18 protein-coding genes and 2 pseudogenes are annotated in these 23,591 nt (G+C 71.6%); 12 read left to right on the top strand and 8 right to left on the bottom strand.

Annotated elements, in window-relative coordinates:
* Positions 1 to 73 precede the first annotated feature (73 nt).
* The 4 genes and pseudogenes from EHO50_RS01355 to EHO50_RS01340 all read left to right on the top strand — a co-directional run bounded on the left by EHO50_RS01355 (position 74) and on the right by EHO50_RS01340 (position 5,551).
* Positions 74 to 1,162: a quaternary amine ABC transporter ATP-binding protein gene (locus tag EHO50_RS01355; protein WP_128427925.1), complete on the top strand. Its 1,089-nt coding sequence runs from the start codon at positions 74 to 76 to the stop codon at positions 1,160 to 1,162.
* Positions 1,155 to 3,774, top strand: a pseudogene (locus EHO50_RS01350) (ABC transporter permease/substrate binding protein). Before EHO50_RS01355 ends, EHO50_RS01350 begins: the two are co-directional and overlap by 8 nt.
* A gap of 488 nt (positions 3,775 to 4,262) precedes the next feature.
* Positions 4,263 to 4,832, top strand: coding sequence for a helix-turn-helix domain-containing protein (locus tag EHO50_RS01345; protein ID WP_062709954.1), 570 nt, complete (start codon positions 4,263 to 4,265; stop codon positions 4,830 to 4,832).
* Positions 4,832 to 5,551 (top strand): helical backbone metal receptor, encoded by a 720-nt coding sequence (locus EHO50_RS01340; RefSeq protein ID WP_128427924.1) that lies wholly within the window; start codon positions 4,832 to 4,834, stop codon positions 5,549 to 5,551. The genes EHO50_RS01345 and EHO50_RS01340 overlap by 1 nt, the downstream gene beginning before the upstream one ends.
* On the opposite strand, the gene EHO50_RS01335 is transcribed toward EHO50_RS01340, so the two are convergent.
* Entirely contained in the window at positions 5,463 to 6,587 is a 1,125-nt protein-coding gene (locus EHO50_RS01335) for a TDT family transporter (protein ID WP_128427923.1), read from the bottom strand. The genes EHO50_RS01340 and EHO50_RS01335 overlap by 89 nt on opposite strands.
* Positions 6,588 to 6,657: 70 nt before the next feature.
* On the opposite strand from EHO50_RS01335, the gene EHO50_RS01330 reads away from it, so the two are divergent.
* A complete protein-coding gene (locus EHO50_RS01330; RefSeq protein WP_128427922.1) occupies positions 6,658 to 7,581 on the top strand; it encodes a LysR family transcriptional regulator in 924 nt (307 codons plus the stop codon).
* Positions 7,582 to 7,848: 267 nt separating this feature from the next.
* Here the strand turns inward: EHO50_RS01330 and EHO50_RS01325 are convergent, their stop codons facing one another.
* From EHO50_RS01325 to EHO50_RS01315, 3 genes are all read right to left on the bottom strand, one after another.
* Complete coding sequence (locus EHO50_RS01325) at positions 7,849 to 8,535, bottom strand: gamma-glutamyl-gamma-aminobutyrate hydrolase family protein (RefSeq protein ID WP_128427921.1); 687 nt, start codon at positions 8,533 to 8,535, stop codon at positions 7,849 to 7,851.
* A gap of 21 nt (positions 8,536 to 8,556) precedes the next feature.
* The gene (eat, locus tag EHO50_RS01320; protein WP_128427920.1) at positions 8,557 to 9,999 is read right to left on the bottom strand and encodes an ethanolamine permease; all 1,443 of its coding nucleotides are present in this window, start codon (positions 9,997 to 9,999) and stop codon (positions 8,557 to 8,559) included.
* Positions 10,000 to 10,184: 185 nt separating this feature from the next.
* Entirely contained in the window at positions 10,185 to 10,931 is a 747-nt protein-coding gene (locus tag EHO50_RS01315) for a FadR/GntR family transcriptional regulator (protein ID WP_128427919.1), read from the bottom strand.
* Positions 10,932 to 11,018: 87 nt separating this feature from the next.
* Here EHO50_RS01315 and EHO50_RS01310 point away from each other — a divergent pair, with 87 nt between their 5' ends.
* The 4 genes from EHO50_RS01310 to EHO50_RS01295 are packed head-to-tail and all read left to right on the top strand — an operon-like array spanning position 11,019 to position 15,502.
* Positions 11,019 to 12,389: a glutamine synthetase family protein gene (locus tag EHO50_RS01310; protein WP_128427918.1), complete on the top strand. Its 1,371-nt coding sequence runs from the start codon at positions 11,019 to 11,021 to the stop codon at positions 12,387 to 12,389.
* Between the two features lie 8 nt (positions 12,390 to 12,397).
* Positions 12,398 to 13,762 (top strand): aldehyde dehydrogenase family protein, encoded by a 1,365-nt coding sequence (locus EHO50_RS01305; protein ID WP_246100983.1) that lies wholly within the window; start codon positions 12,398 to 12,400, stop codon positions 13,760 to 13,762.
* 7 nt (positions 13,763 to 13,769) lie between these two features.
* On the top strand, positions 13,770 to 14,561 hold the full coding sequence (locus EHO50_RS01300; RefSeq protein WP_128427916.1) for a 3-oxoacyl-ACP reductase: 792 nt from the start codon (positions 13,770 to 13,772) through the stop codon (positions 14,559 to 14,561).
* Positions 14,562 to 14,587: 26 nt separating this feature from the next.
* Positions 14,588 to 15,502, top strand: coding sequence for a DUF2510 domain-containing protein (locus tag EHO50_RS01295; RefSeq protein ID WP_128428916.1), 915 nt, complete (start codon positions 14,588 to 14,590; stop codon positions 15,500 to 15,502).
* Between the two features lie 35 nt (positions 15,503 to 15,537).
* Here the strand turns inward: EHO50_RS01295 and EHO50_RS01290 are convergent, their stop codons facing one another.
* Positions 15,538 to 16,740: an amino acid deaminase/aldolase gene (locus EHO50_RS01290; protein WP_128427915.1), complete on the bottom strand. Its 1,203-nt coding sequence runs from the start codon at positions 16,738 to 16,740 to the stop codon at positions 15,538 to 15,540.
* A 1,123-nt stretch (positions 16,741 to 17,863) separates the two neighbouring features.
* Here EHO50_RS01290 and EHO50_RS01285 point away from each other — a divergent pair.
* Together EHO50_RS01285 and mycP are read left to right on the top strand one after the other, a co-directional pair.
* Complete coding sequence (locus EHO50_RS01285) at positions 17,864 to 19,003, top strand: hypothetical protein (protein ID WP_342786889.1); 1,140 nt, start codon at positions 17,864 to 17,866, stop codon at positions 19,001 to 19,003.
* Positions 19,000 to 20,235, top strand: coding sequence for a type VII secretion-associated serine protease mycosin (mycP, locus tag EHO50_RS01280; protein ID WP_128427914.1), 1,236 nt, complete (start codon positions 19,000 to 19,002; stop codon positions 20,233 to 20,235). The genes EHO50_RS01285 and mycP overlap by 4 nt, the downstream gene beginning before the upstream one ends.
* A gap of 48 nt (positions 20,236 to 20,283) precedes the next feature.
* Here the strand turns inward: mycP and EHO50_RS45945 are convergent, their stop codons facing one another.
* The 3 genes and pseudogenes from EHO50_RS45945 to EHO50_RS01270 form a co-directional block, all read right to left on the bottom strand.
* Positions 20,284 to 21,075, bottom strand: coding sequence for a DUF4253 domain-containing protein (locus EHO50_RS45945; protein ID WP_425472135.1), 792 nt, complete (start codon positions 21,073 to 21,075; stop codon positions 20,284 to 20,286).
* Positions 21,049 to 21,618, bottom strand: a pseudogene (locus EHO50_RS44770) (HD domain-containing protein); the annotation flags it as partial. The gene EHO50_RS45945 and the pseudogene EHO50_RS44770, both read right to left, overlap by 27 nt.
* A gap of 88 nt (positions 21,619 to 21,706) precedes the next feature.
* Positions 21,707 to 22,708: a serine hydrolase gene (locus tag EHO50_RS01270; protein WP_128427912.1), complete on the bottom strand. Its 1,002-nt coding sequence runs from the start codon at positions 22,706 to 22,708 to the stop codon at positions 21,707 to 21,709.
* Between the two features lie 150 nt (positions 22,709 to 22,858).
* Here EHO50_RS01270 and EHO50_RS01265 point away from each other — a divergent pair, with 150 nt between their 5' ends.
* Positions 22,859 to 23,590, top strand: coding sequence for an SseB family protein (locus EHO50_RS01265; RefSeq protein WP_128427911.1), 732 nt, complete (start codon positions 22,859 to 22,861; stop codon positions 23,588 to 23,590).
* Position 23,591: the final 1 nt, after the last annotated feature.

The following is a 23,591-nucleotide window of genomic DNA, read 5'->3' as shown; positions in this document are numbered from 1 at the left end:
AGCGACGCGCTTGCACATTCAACTGTTGCGCCCGTCGCTCTCTTCTCATTTGCCGTCGAGACAAGAGGTACCCGTGTCATCCAGGCTTGAGGCCGAACATCTCTACAAGGTGTTCGGCAGACGACCGAACGAGGCTGTCGAGCGGCTCCGCCAGGGGGCCGACCGGGAGGAACTGCGCGCCGACGGCACCACCGCCGCCGTGATCGACGCCTCCTTCACCGTGGAACCGGGCCAGATCTTCGTCGTCATGGGCCTGTCCGGGTCCGGCAAGTCCACCTTGCTGCGCATGCTGAACGGGCTTCTGGAGCCGACCGCGGGTCACGTCCGCTTCGACGGCCAGGACCTGACCGCGCTCGGCGACCGCGAGCTGCGCGAGGTCCGCGCGCAGAAGATCAGCATGGTGTTCCAGCACTTCGCGCTGTTCCCGCACCGCAGCGTCCTGGAGAACGCCGCCTACGGCCTCGGTGTCCAGGGCGTGCCCCGCGCCGAGCGCGAGAAGCGCGCCGCCGAGGCTCTGGAACTGTGCGGTCTGGCCGGCTGGGAGAAGTCCTGGCCCGACGAGCTGTCCGGCGGCATGCAGCAGCGCGTGGGCCTCGCCCGCGCGCTCGCCACCGACGCCGATCTGCTCCTCATGGACGAGTCCTTCAGCGCGCTCGACCCGCTGATCCGCCGTGACATGCAGGACCAGCTGCTTCAGCTCCAGCAGACCCTGAAGAAGACGATCGTCTTCATCACCCATGACCTCAACGAGGCCATGCGCCTCGGCGACCGCATCGCGGTCATGCGCGACGGCCGTATCGTCCAGACCGGCAGCGCCGAGGACATCCTGATCCGCCCGGCCAACGACTACGTCGCCTCCTTCATCCAGGACGTCGACCGCTCCCGCGTACTGACCGCGGCGGCCGTCATGGACGAGGACGTCCACGGCGACGAGGTCAGCTGCGGCTGCGAGACGGCGACGCCGGACACCCCGTTCACCGAGCTCTGCGCCATCAGCGCCCGCCTGACGCACCCCGTGGCGGTCCTCGACCCGAAGGGGAAACTCGTCGGTCGCGTCCCCAAGCAGCGCCTCGTCGGTCTCCTCGGCGACCAGCAGGGCGAGCCCGAGCCCTGCGACAACCCGCGCGGCACCCGCGACGGGAAGGTGATCGCCAATGCCTAGGATCCACTTCGGAGACTGGATCGAAAACCTGGTGGACTGGCTGCAGTCCCACCTGACCTGGGTTTTCGACATCGTCAAGGCCGTGCTCGGCGGCATGTACGACGCTGTCGACGCCGTCCTCGGCGGCGGCGAGCCGCTGCTGATGGCCGGCATCCTCGCCGTGGTGGCGTGCTGGCTGCGCGGTCTGCTGCCCGGTGCTCTGGCCTTCGTCGGCCTCGCCCTGATCGACTCGCTCGGCCTGTGGGACGACGCGATGGACACGCTCTCGCTCGTCCTCGTCGCCGCGGTCATCACCATCGTGTTCGCGGTGCCGCTGGGCATCTGGGCCGCCCGCAGCAACCGGGTCAGCGCCCAGCTGCGGCCGGTGCTCGACGTCATGCAGACGATGCCGGCCTTCATCTACCTCATCCCCGGCGTCATGTTCTTCGGCGTCGGCACCACCCCCGGGCTCCTCGCGACGATCATCTTCGCCATGCCGCCGGGCGTGCGGATGACCGAGCTCGGCATCCGGCAGGTGGACGGCGAGCTGATCGAGGCGGCGGAGGCGTTCGGCACCAGCCCGCGCACCACGCTGGCACGCGTCCAGCTGCCGCTCGCGCTGCCGACGATCATGGCCGGTGTCAACCAGGTGATCATGCTGGCCCTGTCGATGGTGGTCATCGGCGGCATGGCCGGGGCCGGCGGCCTCGGTGAGCAGGTCTACTCCGCCATCACCCAGCTCAAGGTCGGCCTGGCCGCCGAGAGCGGTGTGGCCGTGGTCGTCCTCGCGATGTACCTGGACCGGATGACCGGCGCCCTGGGTCAGCGGGTCTCCCCGCTCGGCCGGCGCGCCGCGGCCAAGGCTGCGGTCGCCGCCGCGAGCCGCTTCAGGCTCGCCCACTACAAGCCGGGCGGCGCCGTGGCGGTCATCGGCGTCGTGGTCCTCGCCCTCGTCGCGGGCGGCATGAACCTGACCGGCTCCGGCGGCAGCGCGCAGACCGCCGCCGGGAACAGCACGAACGTGGGCCAGGGCAAGAAGATCAACCTCGGCTACATCCCCTGGGACGAGGGCACCGCCACCACGTACCTGTGGAAGGAGCTCCTGGAACAGCGCGGCTACGAGACCGACGTCAAGCAGCTCGACCCCGGCCCGCTCTACTCGGGCGTGGCCCGCGGCGACATCGACTTCCAGACCGACGCCTGGCTGCCGACCACGCACAAGGCGTACTGGGACAAGTACAGCTCCCAGCTCGACGACCTCGGCGCCTGGTACGGGCCGACGTCGCTGGAGCTGACCGTCCCGTCGTATGTGAAGGGCATCGACTCGCTCGCCGACCTGAAGGGTCGGGGGAAGGAGTTCGGCGGCAAGATCATCGGCATCGAGGCGAGCGCCGGGATGATGGGCACGCTGAACAAGTCGGTGCTGAAGGCGTACGGCTTGGACGGCGAGTACAAGGTCGTCTCGTCCAGTACTTCCTCGATGCTGGCGGAGCTGGACCGGTCGATCAAGAAGCGTGAGCCCGTCGTGGTGACGCTGTGGTCGCCGCACTGGGCGTACGGCAAGTACGACCTGAAGAAGCTCAAGGACCCCGAGGGCGCCTGGGGCAAGGGCGAGCAGATCCACACCGTCGCGCACAAGGGCTTCGCCGAGAAGGACCCGACGGTCGCGAAGTGGCTGAAGGACTTCAAGCTCACCGAGACGCAGCTGACCAGCCTGGAGAACGACATCCGGGCCGCGGGCGAGGGCCAGGAGCAGGACGGCGTGCGCACCTGGCTGAAGAAGGACCCCGGCCTGGTCGACAAGCTCGCCCCGGTCGCCGGCGGCGCGAAGGCGCAGGGGCAAGACCGTCGACATGGGCTACTTCCCGTGGGACGAGGCCATCGCCGCCACCTACCTCTGGCAGAACATCCTCGAGGACCGCGGCTACAAGCCGAACGTCAAGCAGCTCGACCCCGGCCCGCTCTACACCTCGCTCGCGCAGGGGCAGATGGATGTCCAGCTGGACGGTTGGCTGCCGACCACGCACAAGGAGTATGTGGACCGCTTCAAGGGGAAGTTGGACGACCTCGGTGCGTGGTACGGGCCGACGTCACTGGAGCTGACCGTTCCGTCGTATGTGAAGGGCGTCGATTCGCTGGCGGATCTGAAGGGTCGGGGGAAGGAGTTCGGCGGGAAGATCATCGGTATCGAGGCGAGCGCCGGGATGATGGGCACGCTGAACAAGTCGGTGCTGAAGGCGTACGGCTTGGACGGCGAGTACAAGGTCGTGTCGTCCAGTACTTCCTCGATGCTGGCGGAGCTGGACCGGTCGATCAAGAAGCGCGAGCCCGTGGTCGTGACGCTCTGGACGCCGCACTGGGCGTACGGCAAGTACGACCTGAAGAAGCTCAAGGACCCCGAGGGCGCCTGGGGCAAGGGCGAGCAGATCCACACCGTGGCCAAGAAGGACTTCGGTCGGGAATTCCCCGAACTGAACGGCTGGCTCAAGAACTTCAAGCTGAGCGAGGAGCAACTCGCCTCACTGGAAGTGGAGATCCAAAAGGGCGGCGCCGGAAACGAGAAGGAATCCGCACGCCGCTGGATGGACGCCCATCCGGGGATCGAGGACAAGCTGGCGCCCGTGACGGGATAGCTCCGCAACCCCCGGCATAGAAGAATGCGCCGGGTGCGGGATTCATGCGTACGTATGCGTACGTGAATCCCGCACCCGGTTCTGTTTGCGTCGACGCCGCCCTTGGCCGGACGGAGCCCTGTCCGCGCCTACGAGAAGGATCCGGCCAACCACAGAGCGCTACGCCACCCCCCGAGTCCTCCAGCCTCGGCCAGGCACTCCACCCGCGATCACGCGGGAACACAGGAGGCTGCGGCAGCATTGAAATGAACACGGGACTTCTGCTGATCGGGGGTCAGCGGTGCCGCGCGGGCGGCCGACGGGACCGGGGAGCCGATCCCGCTGGCGCGAACCGATGGGTCGTACTCCCCCTGAGGTGTCGTCGATGCGACGGGCGCATGAAACGGTTTGCCGAACATGCGTAGGGTGCAGAGAACTCAACAGAAGGAGTGCGCCGGAAGGCGGGCGCAAGGACATCGGACCGACGAGCGAAGGAGGGAGCCGGAGCGATGGGCGACCACAAAGAACAGTCCCTTCGAGTGGGCGCGGCCGTGCGGCGGCGCCGTCGCGCGCTGGATCTCACCCTTGCCGTCGTCGCCGAGCGCAGCGGCCTGTCGGTGCCCTTCCTGAGCCAGGTCGAGAACGACCGGGCACGCCCCAGCAGAAGCTCCCTGGAAAAGGTCGCCGACGCGCTGCGTACGACCGCCGTCGAACTCCTCGCCGCGGCCGACCCGGCGTGCAGCGTGGACGTCGTGCGGGCCGACGGCACCGAGCTGGCCCCGGAGCCCCGGGTGCGGTCCCTGGTGCGCGGTCACCATCAGATGCACGCCTCGGAGTTCACCGGCGACCATGACGCCGGCCGTGAATTCCAGTACCGCAACGACCAGTTGATGTACGTCGCCGACGGCGCCGTGGAGATCGAGGCGGAGGGCCGCGCCTACCGCCTCGGCCGCGGCGACACCCTGTACCTCACCGGCGGGGTGCGCCACCGCTGGCGGGCGACCGTGCCGGACACGCGTGTGGTCGTCGTCGCGGTGGCGGAGCACATCGAGGCGGTCCGGGACCGGCCGGGGCGCTGATGCGCGTCGTCTCCCTGGTGCCGTCCCTGACGGAGGCCGTGGCCGTCTCGGCCCCTGGTGCCCTCGTCGGCGCCACGGACTGGTGCAGCCATCCGGCCGACCTGGACGTCACCCGCGTCGGCGGTACCAAGAACCCCAAGGTCGACCGGATCGTAGCCCTCGCCCCCGACCTGGTGATCGCCAACGAGGAGGAGAACCGCGAGCCCGACCTCGCCGCCCTCCGCGCGGCCGGCGTCGAGGTCCTGGTGACCGAGGTGCGGGACGTCCCGCAGGCCTTCCGGGAACTGGCGCGGGTACTGGCGGCATGTGGGGTGGGGGCACGCCCACGCTGGCTGGACGAGGCGGAGGAGACCTGGTCGTCGCTGCCACTCCCCGGACGCCGTACGACGGCCGTGGTCCCGATCTGGCGGCGCCCCTGGATGGTGCTGGGCCGCGCCACCTTCGCGGGCGACGTACTGGCCCGCCTCGGCGTGGACAACCTCTGGGCGACGCACGAGGACCGCTACCCCCGCATCCCCCTGGACGACCTGCGAGCAGCAGCCCCGGACGTCGTCGTCCTCCCCGACGAGCCGTACCGTTTCACGGCCGACGACGGCCCGGAGGCGTACCCCGGCCTGCCCTGCGCGCTCGTCAGCGGACGGCACCTGACGTGGTACGGCCCGTCACTGGCCGAGGCACCACGGGTGCTGTCCGAGGCCCTGCGAGCAGCGCACCGCTGAACAGACCGCGGACGGTGCACACGGCGGCGACGGCCCAGGCGCCGACGAGCACCAGATACAGCCCGACGGAGATCCAGCCATAGACCACGAGCCCGGTGTGCCGGGCGAGTGCCGCGGCACCGGTGACACAGGTGCCGACGGGGAAGGTGAACGCCCACCACGTCATCGCGAACCCCATGCCGTGCCGCCGAGCCCGCAGCACATGGGCGGTGGCGAGCCCGAACCACAGCAGCGCGAAGCCCATGACGGGCACGCCGTAGAGCACCGCGAGCACGCCGAAGCCCTGGCTGTACGAGGCCGGCACCACCCCGGGGGCGACGTCGGCGAACATCCCGACGGCGGTGGTGGACTGCCCGAGCGGGCCCAGCACCAGGAACAGGGTCGGGGTGAGGGCGAGGGGCAGGGGCCCGCCCGCGACCAGCCGGGCGAAGACCAACGGCAGCATCAGCAGCGTGCCGAGCAGGCTCAGCCCGAACATCGCGAAGCAGGCGAGCAGCAGGGTCTCCTGGGCCTGCCCGGGCGGCAGATGCGGCACGAGGAGCGGCCCGAGCGCGGCGGACACCATGGGCGCCACGAGCGGCAACAGCCACACGGGCGTGGCCTGCGACGGCTCGATCCGATGGCGTACGGCCATGAGGTACGGGACGGCGACCGCGGCCGTCAGCCCGAGGACCGTACCGGCGGTGAACAGCACGGCGTCGAGCGCGACCGCCGCGCCGGTCCCGATCCAGTCCCGGCCGACGGTCAGGGCACCGCCGCCGACGGCCGACAGAGCCATGGCCAGGCAGCCGTAGAAGGGCGCCGTGGCCGGGTCGAGGAGGTGGGCGCGGGCCTGGTCGCGGTGGTGGGTCCAGTGCAGGGCACGGGCGCCGAGCAGGGCGACGAGCAGCGCGAGGGAGAGGGCCCAGACGGCCGTGCAGGCGGTACGCAGCCCGGGGAGGTGCAGCGGCAGTCCGGCTCCGGCGGTGGCGACGGCTGCGGTGCCCATGACGGACGCGTACCAGTTGGGTCCGAGGTGACGGACGGCGGTGACCATACGCTCAGAGTCGTGTCCGCTGTCGTCCACGACCAGGGAGTTTGCCTCTATGGCGACATAAACTGGGCTTATGACTCAAGCGGCGGAGGGGCAGTTTCGCGTGGGAACCCTGGCACATCGCGTCCCGGATCTCGGGGCGTTGGAGCTGCTGCTGGCGGTGGCGCGGCTCGGCAGTCTGGGTGCGGCGGCGCGAGAACTCGGCATCACCCAGCCGGCGGCGAGCAGCCGGATCCGCTCGATGGAACGGCAGCTGGGCGTGGCCCTGGTCGACCGGTCACCGCGGGGATCCCGGCTCACGGACGCCGGGGCGCTGGTGACGGACTGGGCGCGGCGCATCGTGGAGGCCGCGGAGGCGTTCGACGCGGGTGCGCAGGCGTTGCGGGACCGGCGTGACTCGCGGCTGCGGGTGGCGGCGAGCATGACGATCGCGGAGTACCTGCTGCCGGGCTGGCTCCTCGCGCTGCGCGCCCAGCGTCCGGACACGGCGGTGTCGCTGCTCGCCGGGAACTCGGCGGCGGTGGCGGAGCGGTTGCTGGCGGACGAGGCGGACCTGGGGTTCGTGGAGGGGCTGACCGCCCCGACGGGGCTGGACTCGGTCGTCATCGCCCACGACAACCTGATCGTGGTGACAGCGCCGGGCCACGCCTGGTCCCGGCGTCGACGGCCGCTGGAGGCCTCGGAGCTCGCGGTGACTCCGCTGATCCTCCGCGAGAAGGGCTCGGGTACGCGGCAGGTCCTGGACGCGGCGCTGGGTGGGCTGGCGCGTCCCCTGATCGAGCTGTCCTCGACCACGGCGGTCAAGGCGGCGGCGGTCAGCGGGGCGGGGCCGGCGGTACTGAGCGAACTCGCCGTCGGGGAGGAACTGGCCATGCGGCGTCTGGTGAGCATCCCGGTGGCGGATGTGTCCCTGGCGCGGGACCTGCGAGCGGTGTGGCCGACGGGCCACCGCCCGGTGGGGCCGGCGCGGGACCTGCTGTCGCTGACGCGGGGGTAGTCTCTCGCCCCCGCCGCCCCTACCCTTCCCGTCCTTGAAGGGGCTCCGCCCCTTCGACCCCGCCAGGGGGCTCCGCCCCCTGGACCCCCGCTCCTCAAACGCCGGAGGGGCTGAGTTTCTGGGGCTTCACCTCTCAGCGCCGGTCCAGGCATTCCAGCCCGTCCGGCGTTTGAGGACGAGGCCCGTTCAGGGCCGAAGCGGGGGTCTGGGGGCGGCAGCCCCCAGGGACGGGAAGGGTAGGGGCGGCGGGGGCGAGGAAACCCGGCGTCAGCCGCCGGCGGCCCGTACCAACCCCCGCATCACCCGCAGATCCTCCCCCATCTCCGGATGCCACTGCACCCCCAACACCCACCCCCCGGACGGCAGTTCCACTGCCTCCACCGTCCCGTCCGCCGCATACGCCGACGCGACAAGCCCCTCGCCCAGGCGCTCCACGGCCTGGTGGTGATACGTCGGCACCGACGCCTCCTCCGGCACGACATCGCCGTACAGACTCCCCGGCACCGGCTTCACACTGTGGCTGCCGAACACGCCCACGGCCTCCGCGTGCCCGTCGATGTGCTGCACGAGCGTGCCACCGAGGGCGACGTTCAGCAGCTGCATGCCCCGGCAGATCCCCAGCAGAGGCAGCCCCGCCTCCAGCGCCGCGTCGATCAGCGCCAGCTCCCACGCATCCCGCGCCCGCGCCGGAGGCCCGGTGCGGGGGTGCGGCTCGGCGCCGTACCGGACCGGCTCGACGTCCGGGCCCCCCGCGATGACCAGCCCGTCCAGCCGGGCGACGGCCGCGGCCGCGTGCGCCGGGTCGTCCGGCGGGAGCATCGCGGCCAGGCCGCCCGCCCGCTGCACCAGCCGCGGGTAACCGGCCGGCAGCAGCGCCGCCTCCAGCTCCCACACACCCCAGCGCGCACCGGACTCCAGATAGGTGCTGACACCGATCAACGGCCTTGCCACCACAACTCCCTCACAGTCGACGCTTCAGTCCCGTGCCAACTCTGCCTCGGCCGCCGCCAGCGCCGCGAACTCCTCCTCCGGCGCCTTCGCCACCAGCCGCTTACGGCTGTACAGGCCGAAGTAGGCGATCGCCACCACGTACACCACCAGCGCGATCACCGCCGCCGTCACGTCCACCAGGAACGTCGCCACCAGTGCCGCGCACGCCAGGACCAGGGCGACCGACGAGGTCAGCACCCCGCCGGGCGTACGGTACGGCCGCGCGAGTTCCGGCTCGCGGCGGCGCAGGACGATGTGCGACAGGGACATCAGCGCGTAGGAGATGGTCGCGCCGAAGACCGCGATGTTCAGCATCCGGGCGCCGTCGCCCGACACCGCCGCCAGCAGGAAGCCGATCGTGCCGGGCACCAGCAGGCCCAGGTAGGGCGCCTTGCGGCGGCTGGTGAGGGACAGGAACCGGGGGAGGTAGCCCGCGCGGGACAGGGCGAACAGCTGGCGCGAGCCCGCGTAGATGAGGGAGAAGAACGACGCCACCAAGCCCGCCAGACCCGCGTAGTTCACGATCCGGCTCAGCGTCGTCGCCCTGCCGTTCGGCTGAAGGGCCTCCACCAGCGGGTTGCCCGCCTCCTGGATCGCCGCCGAGCCGCGCGCTCCCGCCGCCGCGAAGAAGGTGACCACCGCCAGCACCACCAGGACGGCCATCGACCAGCGGATCGCCTTCGGCAGCGTACGGGCCGGTTCCTTGGTCTCCTCGGCGGCCAGCGGCACGCCCTCGACGCCCAGGAAGAACCACATCCCGAAGGGGAACGCCGCCCAGATGCCGAGCAGGCCGAAGGGCAGCCATGAGCTCGACCCCGCCGCCGACGAGTCGACCGGGATGTCGTCCAGAGACCCGACGCTGAAGTCGGGCAGCGCCGCCAGCGCGAACACGATCAGGGCCACCACCGCGATGCCGGTGACGACGAAGCTGAAGCGCAGCGCCTCACCCACGCCCCACAGGTGGATGCCGAGGAAGATCGCGAAGCAGACCAGGTACATCGGCCAGCCGGACTCCAGGCCGAACAGGCCCAGCGACTCGACGTAGTCGCCGATGAAGATGACGATGGCGGCGGGCGCGAGGACGTACTCGATGAGGATCGCCGTACCGGTCAGGAAGCCGCCCCAGGGGCCCAGCGCCCGGCGTGCGAAGCCGTAGCCGCCGCCCGCGGTGGGCAGGATCGAGGACAGCTCGGCGAGGGCGAAGACCATGCACGCGTACATCGCGCCCATGAGCACCATGGCGATCGCCAGGCCCCCGAAGCCGCCTTCGGCCAGGCCGAAGTTCCAGCCCGAGTAGTCGCCGGAGACGACGTAGGCGACGCCGAGACCGGTCAGCAGCACCCAGCCGGCGCTGCCGCGGCGCAGTGTTCTGCGCTCCAGATAGTCGTCCGCCTCGGTGGCGGGTGTGCTTGTGGATTCCAGGGACATGGGCCAACTCCCCACGGGCGGCGGACACCGGGCATTTCCGGGCACGGTGGGGTCGACCGAGCTCCGGCTCAATGGAATAGATCCATACCTTTGCGATCCATACCTTTGCGGTGTCGGCCACGGGAAGGCAATACCCCTGCGTTAATCGCCCGTAAATCCTTGGCGCCGGGGGGAGCACCACCGGCTCAGCCGAGGAATCCCCGCAGCAGCGCCGCCGTACCCCCGCAGTGCTCGCGCATGATCTCCCGCGCGCACTCGGCGTTGCCCTCGATCACGGCCTCCACCAGGGCGGTGTGCTGGCGTTGGGAGTGCTCCAGGTTGCGTACGAGGAGCGGGATGCAGTCGAGCAGATCGTTGACGGTCGCCCGTACGGCCGCGTACTGGGCGGTGAGCGTCGGGGAGCCGGACAGCTCGGCGAGGGTCAGGTGCAGCAGCGTGTCCAGGCGGCGGTACTCGGCGAGCGGGGCGTCGTGCGTGTGCGCCAAGGCCTCGCGCAGCCGGTTCGCCTGCTCCTCGTCCAGCCCGTGCGCCGCGCACAGCCCGGCGGCGCCCACCTCCAGCACCTCGCGGAAGCGCAGCGCATCCTCGACGTCCACGTCCTTCAGGCGGCGGCGCAGCTCCTCCTCGCCGGGGGTCACGGGTCGCGGCAGCACGAACGTGCCGCCGTAGCGACCGCGCCGCGACTCGACCAGGCCCTGGTCCTGGAGCACCTTCAGCACCTCGCGCAGCGTCACCCGGCTGATCCCCAGCCGGTCGGCCAGCTCGCGCTCCGCGGGCAGCCGCTCGCCGCCCGGCACCAGGCCGAGCCGGACGACCTGGAGGATCTGCTCCAGGGCCTCCTCGAAGCCGTTGCCGGCCCGCACCGGCCGCAGTACCGACGTCAGTCGGTCGTCGGCCCCGGGCGCCCCGTGCTCCGTGTCCGTCTGCGACATGTGGCCGGACCCCCTTCCCAATCAATGGTCCTGCGCAATACCTTATGGCTCCCGGCTGACCGAAGTAAGCCGAATGGAGGCTCTCCCGTGGCAGACCGCACACCCCCGCTGAGCGTCGAGGAGCTGCACGCCCTCGTCGCAGGCGGTGAGATCGACACTGTCGTCCTGGCCTTCCCCGACATGCAAGGGCGGCTCCAGGGCAAGCGGTTCGCCGCCCGCTTCTTCCTCGACGAGGTCCTTCACCACGGCACCGAGGGCTGCAACTACCTCCTCGCCGTCGACACCGAGATGAACACCGTCGACGGCTACGCGATGTCCTCCTGGGACCGCGGCTACGGCGACTTCGCCATGCACCCCGATCTGGCCACGCTCCGCCGCGTGCCCTGGAACGCCGGTACGGCCATGCTGGTCGCCGACCTGGCCTGGAACGACGGGTCCCCGGTGGTGGCCGCCCCACGCCAGATCCTGCGCCGCCAGCTGGAGCGCCTCGCCGAGCACGGGTACACCGCGAAGGTCGGCACCGAGCTGGAGTTCATCGTCTTCAAGGACACCTACGAGCAGGCCTGGGACGCGAACTACCGAGGGCTGACGCCGGCGAACCAGTACAACATCGACTACTCGGTGCTGGGGACGGGGCGGATCGAGCCGCTGCTGCGCCGGATCCGCAACGAGATGGCGGCCGCAGGCCTCACCGTCGAGTCCGCCAAGGGCGAGTGCAACCCCGGCCAGCACGAGATCGCCTTCAAGTACGACGACGCCCTGGTCACCTGCGACCAGCACGCCATCTACAAGACCGGCACCAAGGAGATCGCCGCCCAGGAGGGCGTCTCGATCACCTTCATGGCCAAGTACAACGAGCGCGAGGGCAACTCCTGCCACATCCACCTCTCGCTCGCGGACGCCGCCGGCAACAACGTCATGGCGGGCTCCGCCCAGGACCCCGGCGGCATGTCGGAGGTCATGCGGCACTTCCTCGCCGGACAGCTGGCCGCGCTGCGGGACTTCTCCCTGCTCTACGCCCCCAACATCAACTCCTACAAGCGGTTCCAGCCGGGCTCCTTCGCCCCGACCGCCGTCGCCTGGGGCCACGACAACCGCACCTGCGCCCTGCGTGTCGTCGGCCACGGCCGCTCGATGCGCTTCGAGAACCGGCTCCCCGGCGGCGACGTCAACCCGCACCTCGCCGTCGCCGGACTGGTCGCGGCCGGCCTCTACGGCATCGAGCAGAAACTGGAACTGCCCGAGCCCTGCCCCGGCAACGCCTACGCCGCCGACTTCGCGCACGTGCCCACCACGCTGCGCGAGGCCGCCGAGCTCTGGGAGAACAGCCCGATCGCCAAGGCCGCCTTCGGCGACGAGGTCGTCGCGCACTACCGCAACATGGCGCGCGTCGAGCTGGACGCCTTCGACGCCGCGGTCACCGACTGGGAGCTGCGCCGCTCCTTCGAACGCATGTGAGGCCCTTCTTGTCCGACCAGCTCCAAGTACTCGATCCGGCCACCGAAGAGGTCGTCGCCACCGTCCCGGCCGCCACCGCGGCCGACGTGGACGCAGCGGTCGTACGCGCGACGCGCGCCCAGGTCCGTTGGGCCGCACTCGCCCCCGGCGAACGCGCCCGGCTGCTGCGCCGCTTCGCGGTCAAGGTCGACGAACACATCGAAGAACTCGCCCAGTTGGAGGTCCGCGAGGCCGGGCACACCGTCGGCAACGCCCGCTGGGAGGCGAGCAACGTCCGCGATCTGCTCGACTACGCGGCCGGGGGAGTGGAGCGGCTGACCGGACGTCAGATCCCGGTCCCCGGCGGCCTGGACGTGACGATCCTCGAACCGCTGGGCGTCGTGGGCGTGATCGCCCCCTGGAACTTCCCGATGCCGATCGCGGCCTGGGGCACGGCTCCGGCGCTGGCGGCGGGCAACGCCGTCCTCCTCAAGCCCGCCGAGACGACCCCGCTGACCGCCCTGCGCCTGGCCGAACTCGCCCTGGAGGCCGGGCTTCCGGAGGGCCTGTTCCAGGTGCTGCCCGGCCATGGTCCCGTCGCGGGGAACGCCCTCGTCGAGCACCCGGGCGTCGCGAAGATCGTCTTCACGGGGTCAACGACCGTGGGCAAACAGGTGTTGGTGAAGGGCTCGGCGCTCCTCAAGCGCGTCACCCTCGAACTCGGCGGCAAGAGCCCCAACATCGTCTTCGCCGACGCCGACCTCGAAGCCGCCGCGGCCGCCACCCCCATGTCCTTCCTCGACAACTCCGGCCAGGACTGCTGTGCCCGCACCCGCATCCTCGTCCAGCGCTCCGCCTACGACCGGTTCCTGGAGCTGCTGAGCCCGGCGATCGAGGCGGTGACGGTCGGCGACCCGGCCGACGAGAAGACCGACATGGGCCCACTGATCTCCAAGGCCCAGCTGGACCGGGTGCGTTCGTACGTCGACTCGGGCGCCGACGGCATCCGGGGCAAGGCCCCCGAAGGCCCCGGCTTCTGGTTCCCGCCCACCGTCCTCACCGGCGTCGACCCGCACGCGCGCGTGGCCGTCGAGGAGGTCTTCGGCCCGGTCGCCGTAGTGCTCCCCTTCGAGGACGAGGCGGAGGCCGTGACCCTCGCCAACGCCACCGACTACGGCCTCTCCGGCTCCATCTGGACCCGTGACGTCGGCCGCGCCCTGCGCGTCTCCCAGGCGGTCCGGGCCGGCAACCTGTCCGTCAACTCCCACTCCAGCGTCCGCTACTGGACCCCCTTCGGCGGCTTCAAGCAGTCCGGCATCGGCCGCGAGCTGGGTCCGGACGCCCTGACCGCCTTCACCGAAACCAAGAACGTCTTCATCAGCACGGAGGCCTGAGCCGCTCATGACCGACAACACCGAGGGAACCATCTGCCGCCGCCTGGTGGGCCGTACGGCTGTCATCACCGGTGCCGGCAGCGGCATCGGCCTCGCCACCGCCCGCCGTCTCGCCTCCGAGGGCGCCCACGTCGTCTGCGGCGACGTCGACGAGCAGCGCGGCAAGGCGGCCGCCGAGGAAACCGGCGGGATCTTCGTCAAGGTCGACGTCACCGACCCCGAGCAGGTCGAGGCGCTGTTCAAGACGGCGTACGACACCTACGGCAGCGTCGACATCGCCTTCAACAACGCCGGCATCTCGCCGCCCGACGACGACTCCATCCTGGAGACCGGCCTGGAGGCCTGGAAGCGCGTCCAGGAGGTCAACCTCACCTCCGTCTACCTGTGCTGCAAGGCAGCCATCCCCTACATGCGGCAGCAGGGCAAGGGCTCCATCATCAACACGGCGTCCTTCGTGGCCCGGATGGGCGCCGCGACCTCGCAGATCTCGTACACGGCCTCCAAGGGCGGCGTGCTGGCCATGTCCCGCGAACTGGGCGTGCAGTTCGCCCGCGACGGCATCCGGGTCAACGCCCTGTGCCCGGGACCGGTCAACACTCCCCTCCTCCAGGAGCTGTTCGCCAAGGACCCGGAGCGCGCCGCGCGCCGCCTCGTCCACATCCCGGTCGGCCGTTTCGCCGAGGCCGAGGAGATCGCCGCCGCCGTCGCCTTCCTGGCCAGCGACGACTCCTCCTTCGTGAACGCCACCGACTTCCTGGTCGACGGCGGAATCTCGGGGGCGTACGTCACGCCGCTGTAGGCCGCCCTACAGTGGCCGGGATGAGCATGACACCCTCGCCCGGCTGGTACCGCGACCCCAAGGCCCCGCATCTGGAGCGCTGGTGGGACGGTACGGCCTGGACCGAGCACCGGCGCGCTCCCGAGGTTCCGGGACCGCCGGTGCCGCTGCCGCCCGGCCCGCCGCTGCCCGGCCCGTCGTCCGCCGGTGATGTCGCCGCGCAGCGGTCCAGGGTCATCGCCCTCACCGCCGCCGGAGCCGTCCTGGTCACCGCGATCGTCACGGGCGCGATGGTGCTCGGCAAGGACGACGGGGGTACGGAGGTGAACACCGCGCCGACGCTCGCGACCTCGGAGCCCGAGCCCCGTGAGCCGGCCACCGACACCCCCACGCCCACCCCGTCGGCGTCCACCTCCGAGCCCTCCGCCGACGACCCGGCCGTCGTGGAGGACCAGCTCAACGGCATCACCCTGCCGTTGCTCGACGGCTGGGTCAGACCGCAGACCTTCAGCGAGCCCGACGTCCTCATGTCCACGGACGGCACCTACGACTGCCCCGGCGACGACTTCGGCTTCTGCCGGCACGGCAAGGTCATCTCCCGCACGGCGACCCAGAACGGCGAGACGTCCCCCGAGGCCCTCGCCAAGGCGGACATCCAGCAGGCGGCCGACGAGGCCTACGACCGCGACCGCGTCGGCCGGCGCCCCTTCGGCGGCATCGAGTCCCACCAGGTCGTCAAATCCGGCCCGGTCGAGGTGGCCGGCCGCACCGGCTACTTCGTGCGCTGGCGGGTCAAAACCGCCGAGGGACCGGGCGGGTACGTCCAGTCCCTCGCCTTCGCGTCCCCCGTCGGCACCGAGGCACCCGTCCTCGTCCGCTACGTCTTCGACGCGGGCGAGGACGGGCCGCCACTGGCCGACATGGACCGCTTCACGCAGGGCATCCGGCCCGCGACGGACTGAGCGAGGGGACGGACTGAGAGACGGGACGGACTGGGCTACAGGAAGGTGTGTCCCTCACCCCGATACGTCGGCACGGTGGCCGTCACCGAGTCCCCCTCGACGAGGTGGAGCTTCTCGAACCGCTCGCACAGCTCACCCGCCTTGGCGTGCCGGAACCACACCTTGTCGCCGAGCAGCAGATCGTCGGCGGGGGAGCCGAGCAGCGGCGTCTGCACCTCGCCGGGCCCCTCCTGGGGGTCGTACCGCAGCCCCTCCGGCAGATACGGCACCGGCAGCCGGTCGGGCCCGGCCGCACCCGAGGCCGGATATCCACCGCCGAGGACGGTCACCACCCCGACCCCCGGTCGGCGCACGACCGGCTGGGCGAACAGCGCGGCCGGACGCCCGCTGAAGGACGTGTAGTTGTCGAACAGCCGCGGCACATACAGCCCCGACCCGGCCCCGATCTCGGTGACGGAGTCCTCGGCGGCGGTGTGCTGCACACTGCCGGTCCCGCCGCCGTTGACGAACTGAAGCCCCGGCACCACGCTCCGCACCGCCCGCACCACAGCGGCCCGCCGCTCGGCGAGTTCCCGGCGCGCGGTGGCCTGCATCAGCCGCACGGCACGCGACCGCAGCGGCCGCCCCGCCAGGGCGTCCCCGACCCCGGCGATGTGCCCCTCGTACGCCATGATCCCGACCACCTCGAACCCGGGCCGCCGGGCGACGACCCGAGCCATGTCGGCGACCTGCGCGGGGGAGTGCAGCGGCGAACGCCGGGCACCGACCCGCACGCGCCCGCCGAGCAGCTTCAGCGAGGTGTCCAACTCCAGGCAGACCCGCACGACTTCACGCCCCCCGTCCCGGGACTCGTCGATCAGCCGGAGCTGCGCCGGATCGTCGATCATCACGGTGACGGCGGAGGCGAGCTTGGGATCATTGGTCAGCTCGGCGAATCCGGCACGGTCGGCGGACGGATAGGCGAGGAGAACGTCGTCGAACCCGGACCGCGCCAGCCACAGGGACTCGGCGAGCGTGAAGGACATGATCCCCGCGAATCCGTCCTTCGCGAGCACCCGTTCCAGCAGGGCACGGCAGCGTACGGACTTGCTGGCGACACGGATCGGCTTTCCTCCGGCCCGGCGGACGAGGTCGTCCGCGTTGGCGTCGAAGGCGTCCAGGTCCACGATCGCGAGAGGGGCGTCGAGATGGGCGGTGGCCCGGTCGTAACGGGCCCGGTCGGCGGCGCGCGCAGTCATGAACGAAGCCTGCCATGCAGGATTACCGCAGGGTAGGGGGATGTTCCGGGCAGATGCATACGGGGTCCCGGACTGGTTCCCGTTCGCCCAGGATCAACCCGTAGAGTGACGCGCACGCATGTGTGGGGAACGCCCCGGCCGCACGACCGCGCCGGGATGACGCCCCGCCCGTGCGGGTATGCGTGCCTGGTCGGACGAGTCCGCGCCGGGCAGACGGACAACGCGACGAAGGCCTGCGTGAGGGTGGGCCCGGGCACGAGGAAACGGGGGGTGCATGAGCACGGAAGCGCGCCGCGCCCCCGTCCCCCCACGCCCCACGGCACCCCCACCGCCCACCGCCCCACCCCGCCCGACCACACCGCCGAGACCCGCCCAGCCGCCGACACCCGGCGACCCGCAGGGCGAGCAGACGATCCTGGGCACACCGGCCACACGGGCGACCGGCGAGGGTTCGCGAACGGAGGGATCGGTGCCTGGCGGTGTCGGCGGTGGACCGGTCTCGGGGTCGCAAGGGCCGGGACACGGTGGGTCGGGCTCGGTGCCGGAGGGTGCGGTGCGTGGTGGTGTCGGCATGAGGCCGGGCTCGGCTGGTCCTGTGCCGGTACGCGGCGAAGCCGCCGTGCCGCCGCCTCGGAGCAGCGGCCTCGCCGACAGCGGCCTCGCCGGGTCGACGGGCACAGAGGGCTCAGGTGTCCCTTCGTCGCCCCCGCACGGCGACGGAACCGGCCGCACGGGCTCCACCGGCCCCGCATCCGCCACCTCGCACCACACCCCGGCACCCACAGACGCCGCCCCCACGTCCCCGCCCCCACCCCGCGCCTCGGCGCGCTTCCCGGATACGCCGCCGACGGCAGGCCGTGCCGACGCCGGTGAAGGGCGTCGGGACAGTGGCGGATCGTTGCGCCAGGAGGGCGCCGGACAGGCCGCGCCCGATGGCACACCGCCCCGCCCGGCCGACCGTCCCTCGACGCCACGTCGCACGGGCGCCCCCGCCGAGACCGCCGCGGAGACCACGTTCCGCCTCCGGCCGATCCCTGCGGCCGACAACGCCCCATCCTCAGCACGGGGCCGCGCAGGCGCCTCTCGTCAGCCGGGCGCCGGACCCGCGCAGGGTTCCGTAGGCATGCCCTCGAAGCCGGGCACCCGCCCCGGCGCCACGCCGGCCGAGCCCGCTCGCCCCGCCGCTTCCGCCCCCCTGCCTCCACTGCGTCCCACCCCGGAGCCGTCGGCCGGAGACGGATCAGCGGGCCGGGGGTACGCGGCCTCGGCCCCCGCCGGGCCCACCCACGCCGCGCAGCACGCCACGACCGGCCACGCCCCAACCGGCGCCACGACCGGCCACGGCCACACCACGAACACCCACGGCACCGCCGCGTTCTCCCCGGACCCGTCCCTCTCCTGGAGCGCCCCCATGTCGCCGGGTGGGGCACCGGGGTCGCGGCGCCCGGTCGTGTCGTTCGGGGAGCCCGAGGGGTACGACGAGCAGGCGCGATCGCGGCCCCTCGGCGTGCGGATCAGGCCCAGGGTCGCCATGGCCGCCGCCTGTGTCGTGCTCGGACTGGGCCTCATCGGCGGGGCCGTGACCGGCAGTTGGCTGATCGGTGAGCCGGGCGACGGCGGCGCTCAGGACACCTTCGCCGCGGCCGGGAGCCTGTGGCACAGCGTCCCCGTCGACAAGCTGTTCCCGCCGACGGTGCTCGGGCAGGGCGCCGGACCCGGCGGCGCCGACCGGACCTGGACGCGGATCGCCGTGGCCCCGGACACCGGCTGTGCGAACGCCTTCGACCCGCTTCTGCGCAAGGCCCTCGCCCCCGTCGGCTGCGAGCGCCTCCTGCGCGCCACCTACATCGACGCCACCCAGAGCTACGTCACCACCGTCGGCCTGCTCTTCACCAAGGCCGACGCCGCTGCGATGCGCGCGCTCGACACCGAGTTCACCAAACAGGGCCTCGACCGCCGCACCGACCTCATGCCGCGTCCCTACGGAGCCAAGGGCACCCTGGCCGCCGGATTCGGCGACGAACAGCGCGCCTCGTGGACCGTCTCCGTCCTCACCGACGCACCGGTCGTCGTCTACGCCGTCTCCGGCTGGGCCGACGACCGCACGGTCGACGAGCCCGAGCCCGCCGAGGAGGCCATGCAGTCCGGCGCCACCACGGACGTGGCCCAGGCCGGCCTCGGCCACGAGGCACAGGGCCTCGCCGACCGTATCGAACGCGCCCTGCGCAAGAACGTCAGCCCGTCCACGGAGCAGTCGTCATGAACACCGGCCCGAGCAGCGCGGCGACCACCACCGCGACCAGCACCGGAAGCGGCCCCGTCAAGACCGTCCTGACCCGGCGTACCGGCCCCCTCGCCGTCCTCCTCGGCGCCTGTCTTGCGCTCCTGCCGCCCACCGCCGCGCACGCCGACTCCATACGTGCCCGGCAGTGGGCCCTGGACGCCATGCACACCCAGGAGGTCTGGCAGACGACCAAGGGCAAGGGCGTCACCGTCGCCGTCCTCGACACCGGCGTCGAGCCCGACCACCCCGACCTGGCCGGCAACGTGCTCGACGGCAAGGACATGGTCGGTTTCGGGGCCGAGCCCGGCGACCGCGCCTGGGCCCGGCACGGCACGGCGATGGCGGGCATCATCGCCGGCCACGGACACGGCGCCGGCAATGGCGACGGCGTCATGGGCATCGCCCCCGAGGCCAAGATCCTCCCCGTCCGCGTCATCCTCGAGGACGGCGACCCGGCCCGCGCCAAGGCCCGCAGCACCCGCGGCAACGCCCTCGCCGACGGCATCCGCTGGGCCGCCGACCACGGCGCCGACGTCATCAACCTCTCCCTCGGCGACGACTCCAAGTCCGCCCACCCCGAAGCGGGCGAGGACGAGGCCGTCCAGTACGCCCTGAAGAAGGGCACCGTCGTCGTCGCCTCGGCCGGCAACGGCGGCGAGAAGGGCGACCACATCTCCTACCCGGCCGCCTACCCGGGCGTCATCGCCGCGACCGCCGTGGACCGCTACGGCACCCGCGCCTCGTTCTCCACCCGCCGCTGGTACGCCACGGTCAGCGCCCCCGGCGACGACGTCATCATCGCCGACCCCGACCACAAGTACTACGAGGGCTGGGGCACGAGCGCCGCGGCCGCCTTCGTCTCCGGAGCGGTGGCCCTGCTCAAGGCCGCCCACCCCGGCCTGACCCCGGCCCAGATCAAGAAGCTCCTGGAGGACACGGCCCGCAACGCCCCCGCCGACGGCCGCGACGACTCCCGCGGCTACGGCTTCATCGACCCGGCGGCCGCCATCAAGAAGGCCGCGACCCTCAAGCCGAAGAACCTCCAGGCAGCGGCATACGGCGAGGAGTACTTCGGCTCGGGTCCCGATGCCGCCAAGTCCGATGACGACGCGACGAGTTGGACCGCCGGACTCGCGGGCGGCGCCGGCGTCCTCCTGCTGATCGCGGCGGTCGTGGTGCTGCGCGGCCGCCGCGAACGCTACGACTTCTGAGACGTCTCAGCCTTCTCAGCCTTCTGAGGCGCGCCGGAGCGCCGGAGCCTAGTCCCACCAGAAGCACCAGTGCCTGGAGGGGACTTGGCGTTCGGCGACGTCCGTGGGGCCGCCGATCAACTGGTCCAGATCGAAGCAGTACGCGTAGTGCTCGACCGCCACGCGGGCGATCTCGGCGCGGTCGGTCGGCGGCCGTTCGACCTCCAGTACCAGTGCGTCCTGGCACGCCAAGTAGTAGACGACCGCGCCATGGCGGATCTCCCACTCCCGCAGCACCGCCTGATGCTGGTCGTAGCCGAGCTCCGGCACCGGTCCGTCGGAGCCCCAGTTGGGGGTATGAGGCGCGTGCAGGAGCTGAGGGAGCGTGGACGGCCGGTCCGCCTCGATCAGACAGACCCAGATCCCCTGGTGCGCATGGGCGATTTTCCGCGAGAAGAGCTCGCCCCGCGCATACGGCGTGAGCACGCCCATCTCCGACTCCACGACGGTCTTCTCCTGGGAGGCGATGATCTGCGCCAGCACTCCGGAGTCGGCCGGCCGCGGCTGCGCATGCCGCTGCTCCTCCCACTCCCACTCGTTCGGCGACCAGAGACTCAGGAACGGCCAGAGCCCGGTGTCGTGGTGAAGCGCTCGCAGCCGCCGCCACAGAGCGTCCCCGAGAGCGACGTTCGGGCACCTGAGCCCGTAGAGGTCGACATTGCCAGGGGAGACGGTGCGCTCCAGCTCAGGTTCGTCGATGCCGACGTCCGCGGCGATCTCGCGCAGGAACCGGACCACCGGGTGCTCCGCTCCTTCGACGAGACCGGTGCCAGGCGCTGGGAAGGAGGCCTGGAAGGCCAGTCGGCCGTCGGCTCCGTCACCGATGCGCTCAAGCAGCTCGTCGACGGCGAGGCGCGCCGCCCAGCCCTCCCTGCCGGTGGCTCGCACCAGCCGGGTGATGACGAGGTCTTCGAGGTCCGGGACGCGCTTGTTCTTCCAGATCTTGTCCGCCGTACTCACCAGCAGATCCTCGACGGTCGCGGCGGGATCCTGCCAAGCGCCGTGGGTCCCGGCGAACCGAGCGAGCTCCGGCCCGAACCCGCGGGCCAACAGCAGCTCCCTCCCCGCCTCTTCGTGAGACGACCCGGCGCCCGACAACTCGGCGACGTGCACCACCTTGCCGATGTCATGCGTCGCCGCCCCGAACAACACGGCCTCGCGGTCGACGCCGAGCTCGGGATACCGCTGCTCCACCCAGTCGACCAGCTGAACCGCGACATCGTGCACGGCACGCAGATGCGCTGCAAGACGCGGTGGGGCGTCGAGGGCGCGCAGAAGGTCCGCGACAGGCACTGGGAGCGGCCGCAGAGGCGGATCGACGGAGGCATACAGGGCTCGGGACAGCAGGTCTGACGACGACACCGCGTCAGGCTACTGATGCTCGAACCGAACGGCGACGGGAAAACGGACGGCGGTCCAGGCCCCTGAGCGGCTACGACGCGGCCGTCGCGGACGCCGACGCGGCAGCGGACGCGCCACCACCCTCCCCGGCGAACACCGACACCGCCGCTACCGCCGACGCCTCGACCAACGAAATCCCCTTCGCCTTGGTCGAGTTGCCGTCGGACAGCACCGCCACCAGATAGTCGTGGCCGTCCACCGTCACCCGCCCGACGCTGTTGATGTCCCACAGCCCGGTGGCGGTGCGCGGCAGCCAGCCGTTCTTCAACGCCCATCCCGACCCGTCGGCCGCGGCCGAGACGCCCCACTGCTGGTCGACCGCTATCTCCCCCATCAACTCCCGCAGATACGTCCGCGACTGCGCACTCAGCTCGAATTCCTCCCCGAACACCTGCCGCAACAGCGTGAGTTGATCGGCCGCAGTGGTCTGCGTCAGCCCCCAGTACATGCCGTCGCCGCCCTCGGTGTCCCTGAGCCCGAGGCGCGCATTCGCCGTATCGAGCCCCTCCGCCTTCCCGATCGCCCGCCACAGGGCCGACGCGGCGGTGTTGTCACTGTTCTCGATCATGCTGGTGGCGTACGACTTCTCCGCGGCGGTGAGCTCACGCCCGGCGTCCTGCGCTTGAAGCAGCAGCGCGGCCAGGATGTCGACCTTGACGATGCTCGCGGTGTCGAAGCGGCCGTTCCCGTACGCGGCGCTCGCACCGGACCCCACGTCCAGCACCGCCACCGACACCTCGGCACCGTCCTCGACCGTCACCGACTCCATGGCCTCGGCCAGCAGCACGTCGTGATCCACCGTCGGCTGTGCCACGGGTTCCACGGAAGCCTCCCCACCCGCCCGGACCGAAACCGACATCGAGGCCGAGGGCGAGGCCGACGGCGTCGCCGACGACGATACGGCGCCCCCGCCCGAGTGCGCCTGAGCCTGCACGTACACAGTCCCGGTGGCCGCCCCGCCGACGATGACGACGAGTACGAGCGCGATGCAGGGCAGGGGCCGGCGACGGCGGCGGGCTCTGGAAGACTCCATGCCCGCGATCGTCGGACCGGCGACTGTGCGGGCCGTTAGACGGACGTTAGATGTGTGTCAGGGAAATCTGAGATTCCGGTGAAACGCGTCACAGCCGGGTTTCCGGGGCCGCACAAGCGCAGCATCATCCCCCCGATAGGGTCGGTGACCGTGGCGAACAAGAACATTCCCGACTCCCCCTTCTCCGACGACGACGGCTCCGCCTCCCCCCGGCTGAGCGCCGCGCTCGCCGCCTGGGCCGAGGACCGCACCGCCGAGGGACCGGTCCTGGAGGCGCTCAAGGAAGCCCGGCTGCTCGTCCCGGTCGTGGCCGTGCTCGGCGAGGTGGAGGAGGACGAGAACGGGCTGCGCCGCGAGAAGAGCAGCGACATGGCCGTACCGACCCTGAAGGCCGGCGAGCGCACCGCCCTGCCCGCCTTCACGTCCACCGACTCGCTCGCCCGCTGGGACCCGGCGGCCCGCCCCGTCGCCGTACCCCTGCACCAGGCCCTGCAGGCGGCCGCGCACGAGAAGGCGGACACGATCGTGCTGGACCTGGCCGGTCCGGTGCCGTACGAGCTGACCGGGCGCGCACTGCTCGCGCTCGCCGAGGGCCGTACGACGACCGACCCGCTCACCGACCCGGCCGTCGTGGCGGCCGTACGCGCTGCCGTCGCCGCCGAACCCGCCGTCCTGCGCGCCCACCTCGGGCCCGGACAGGCCGACGGCACCCTCGCCCTCGTACTGGACCCGGCCGCGCCCCCGGCCCGGGCCGCGCGGGTGGTCGCGGAGCGCCTCGCCGCCGACGAAACACTGAGGGCCCGCCTGGTACGCGGCCTCGACCTGGCACTGCTGCCGGCCGAGGCGACGCCACCGGGCGAGCCCCTGTACGTACGGGGATGAG

It is taken from the genome of Streptomyces cyaneus (genome assembly GCF_004028635.1).
Taxonomy (GTDB): Bacteria; Actinomycetota; Actinomycetes; order Streptomycetales; family Streptomycetaceae; genus Streptomyces; species Streptomyces cyaneus.
The sequence above is the reverse complement of the archived record's forward strand: the minus strand, read 5'-3'. Positions and strand labels throughout refer to the sequence as shown.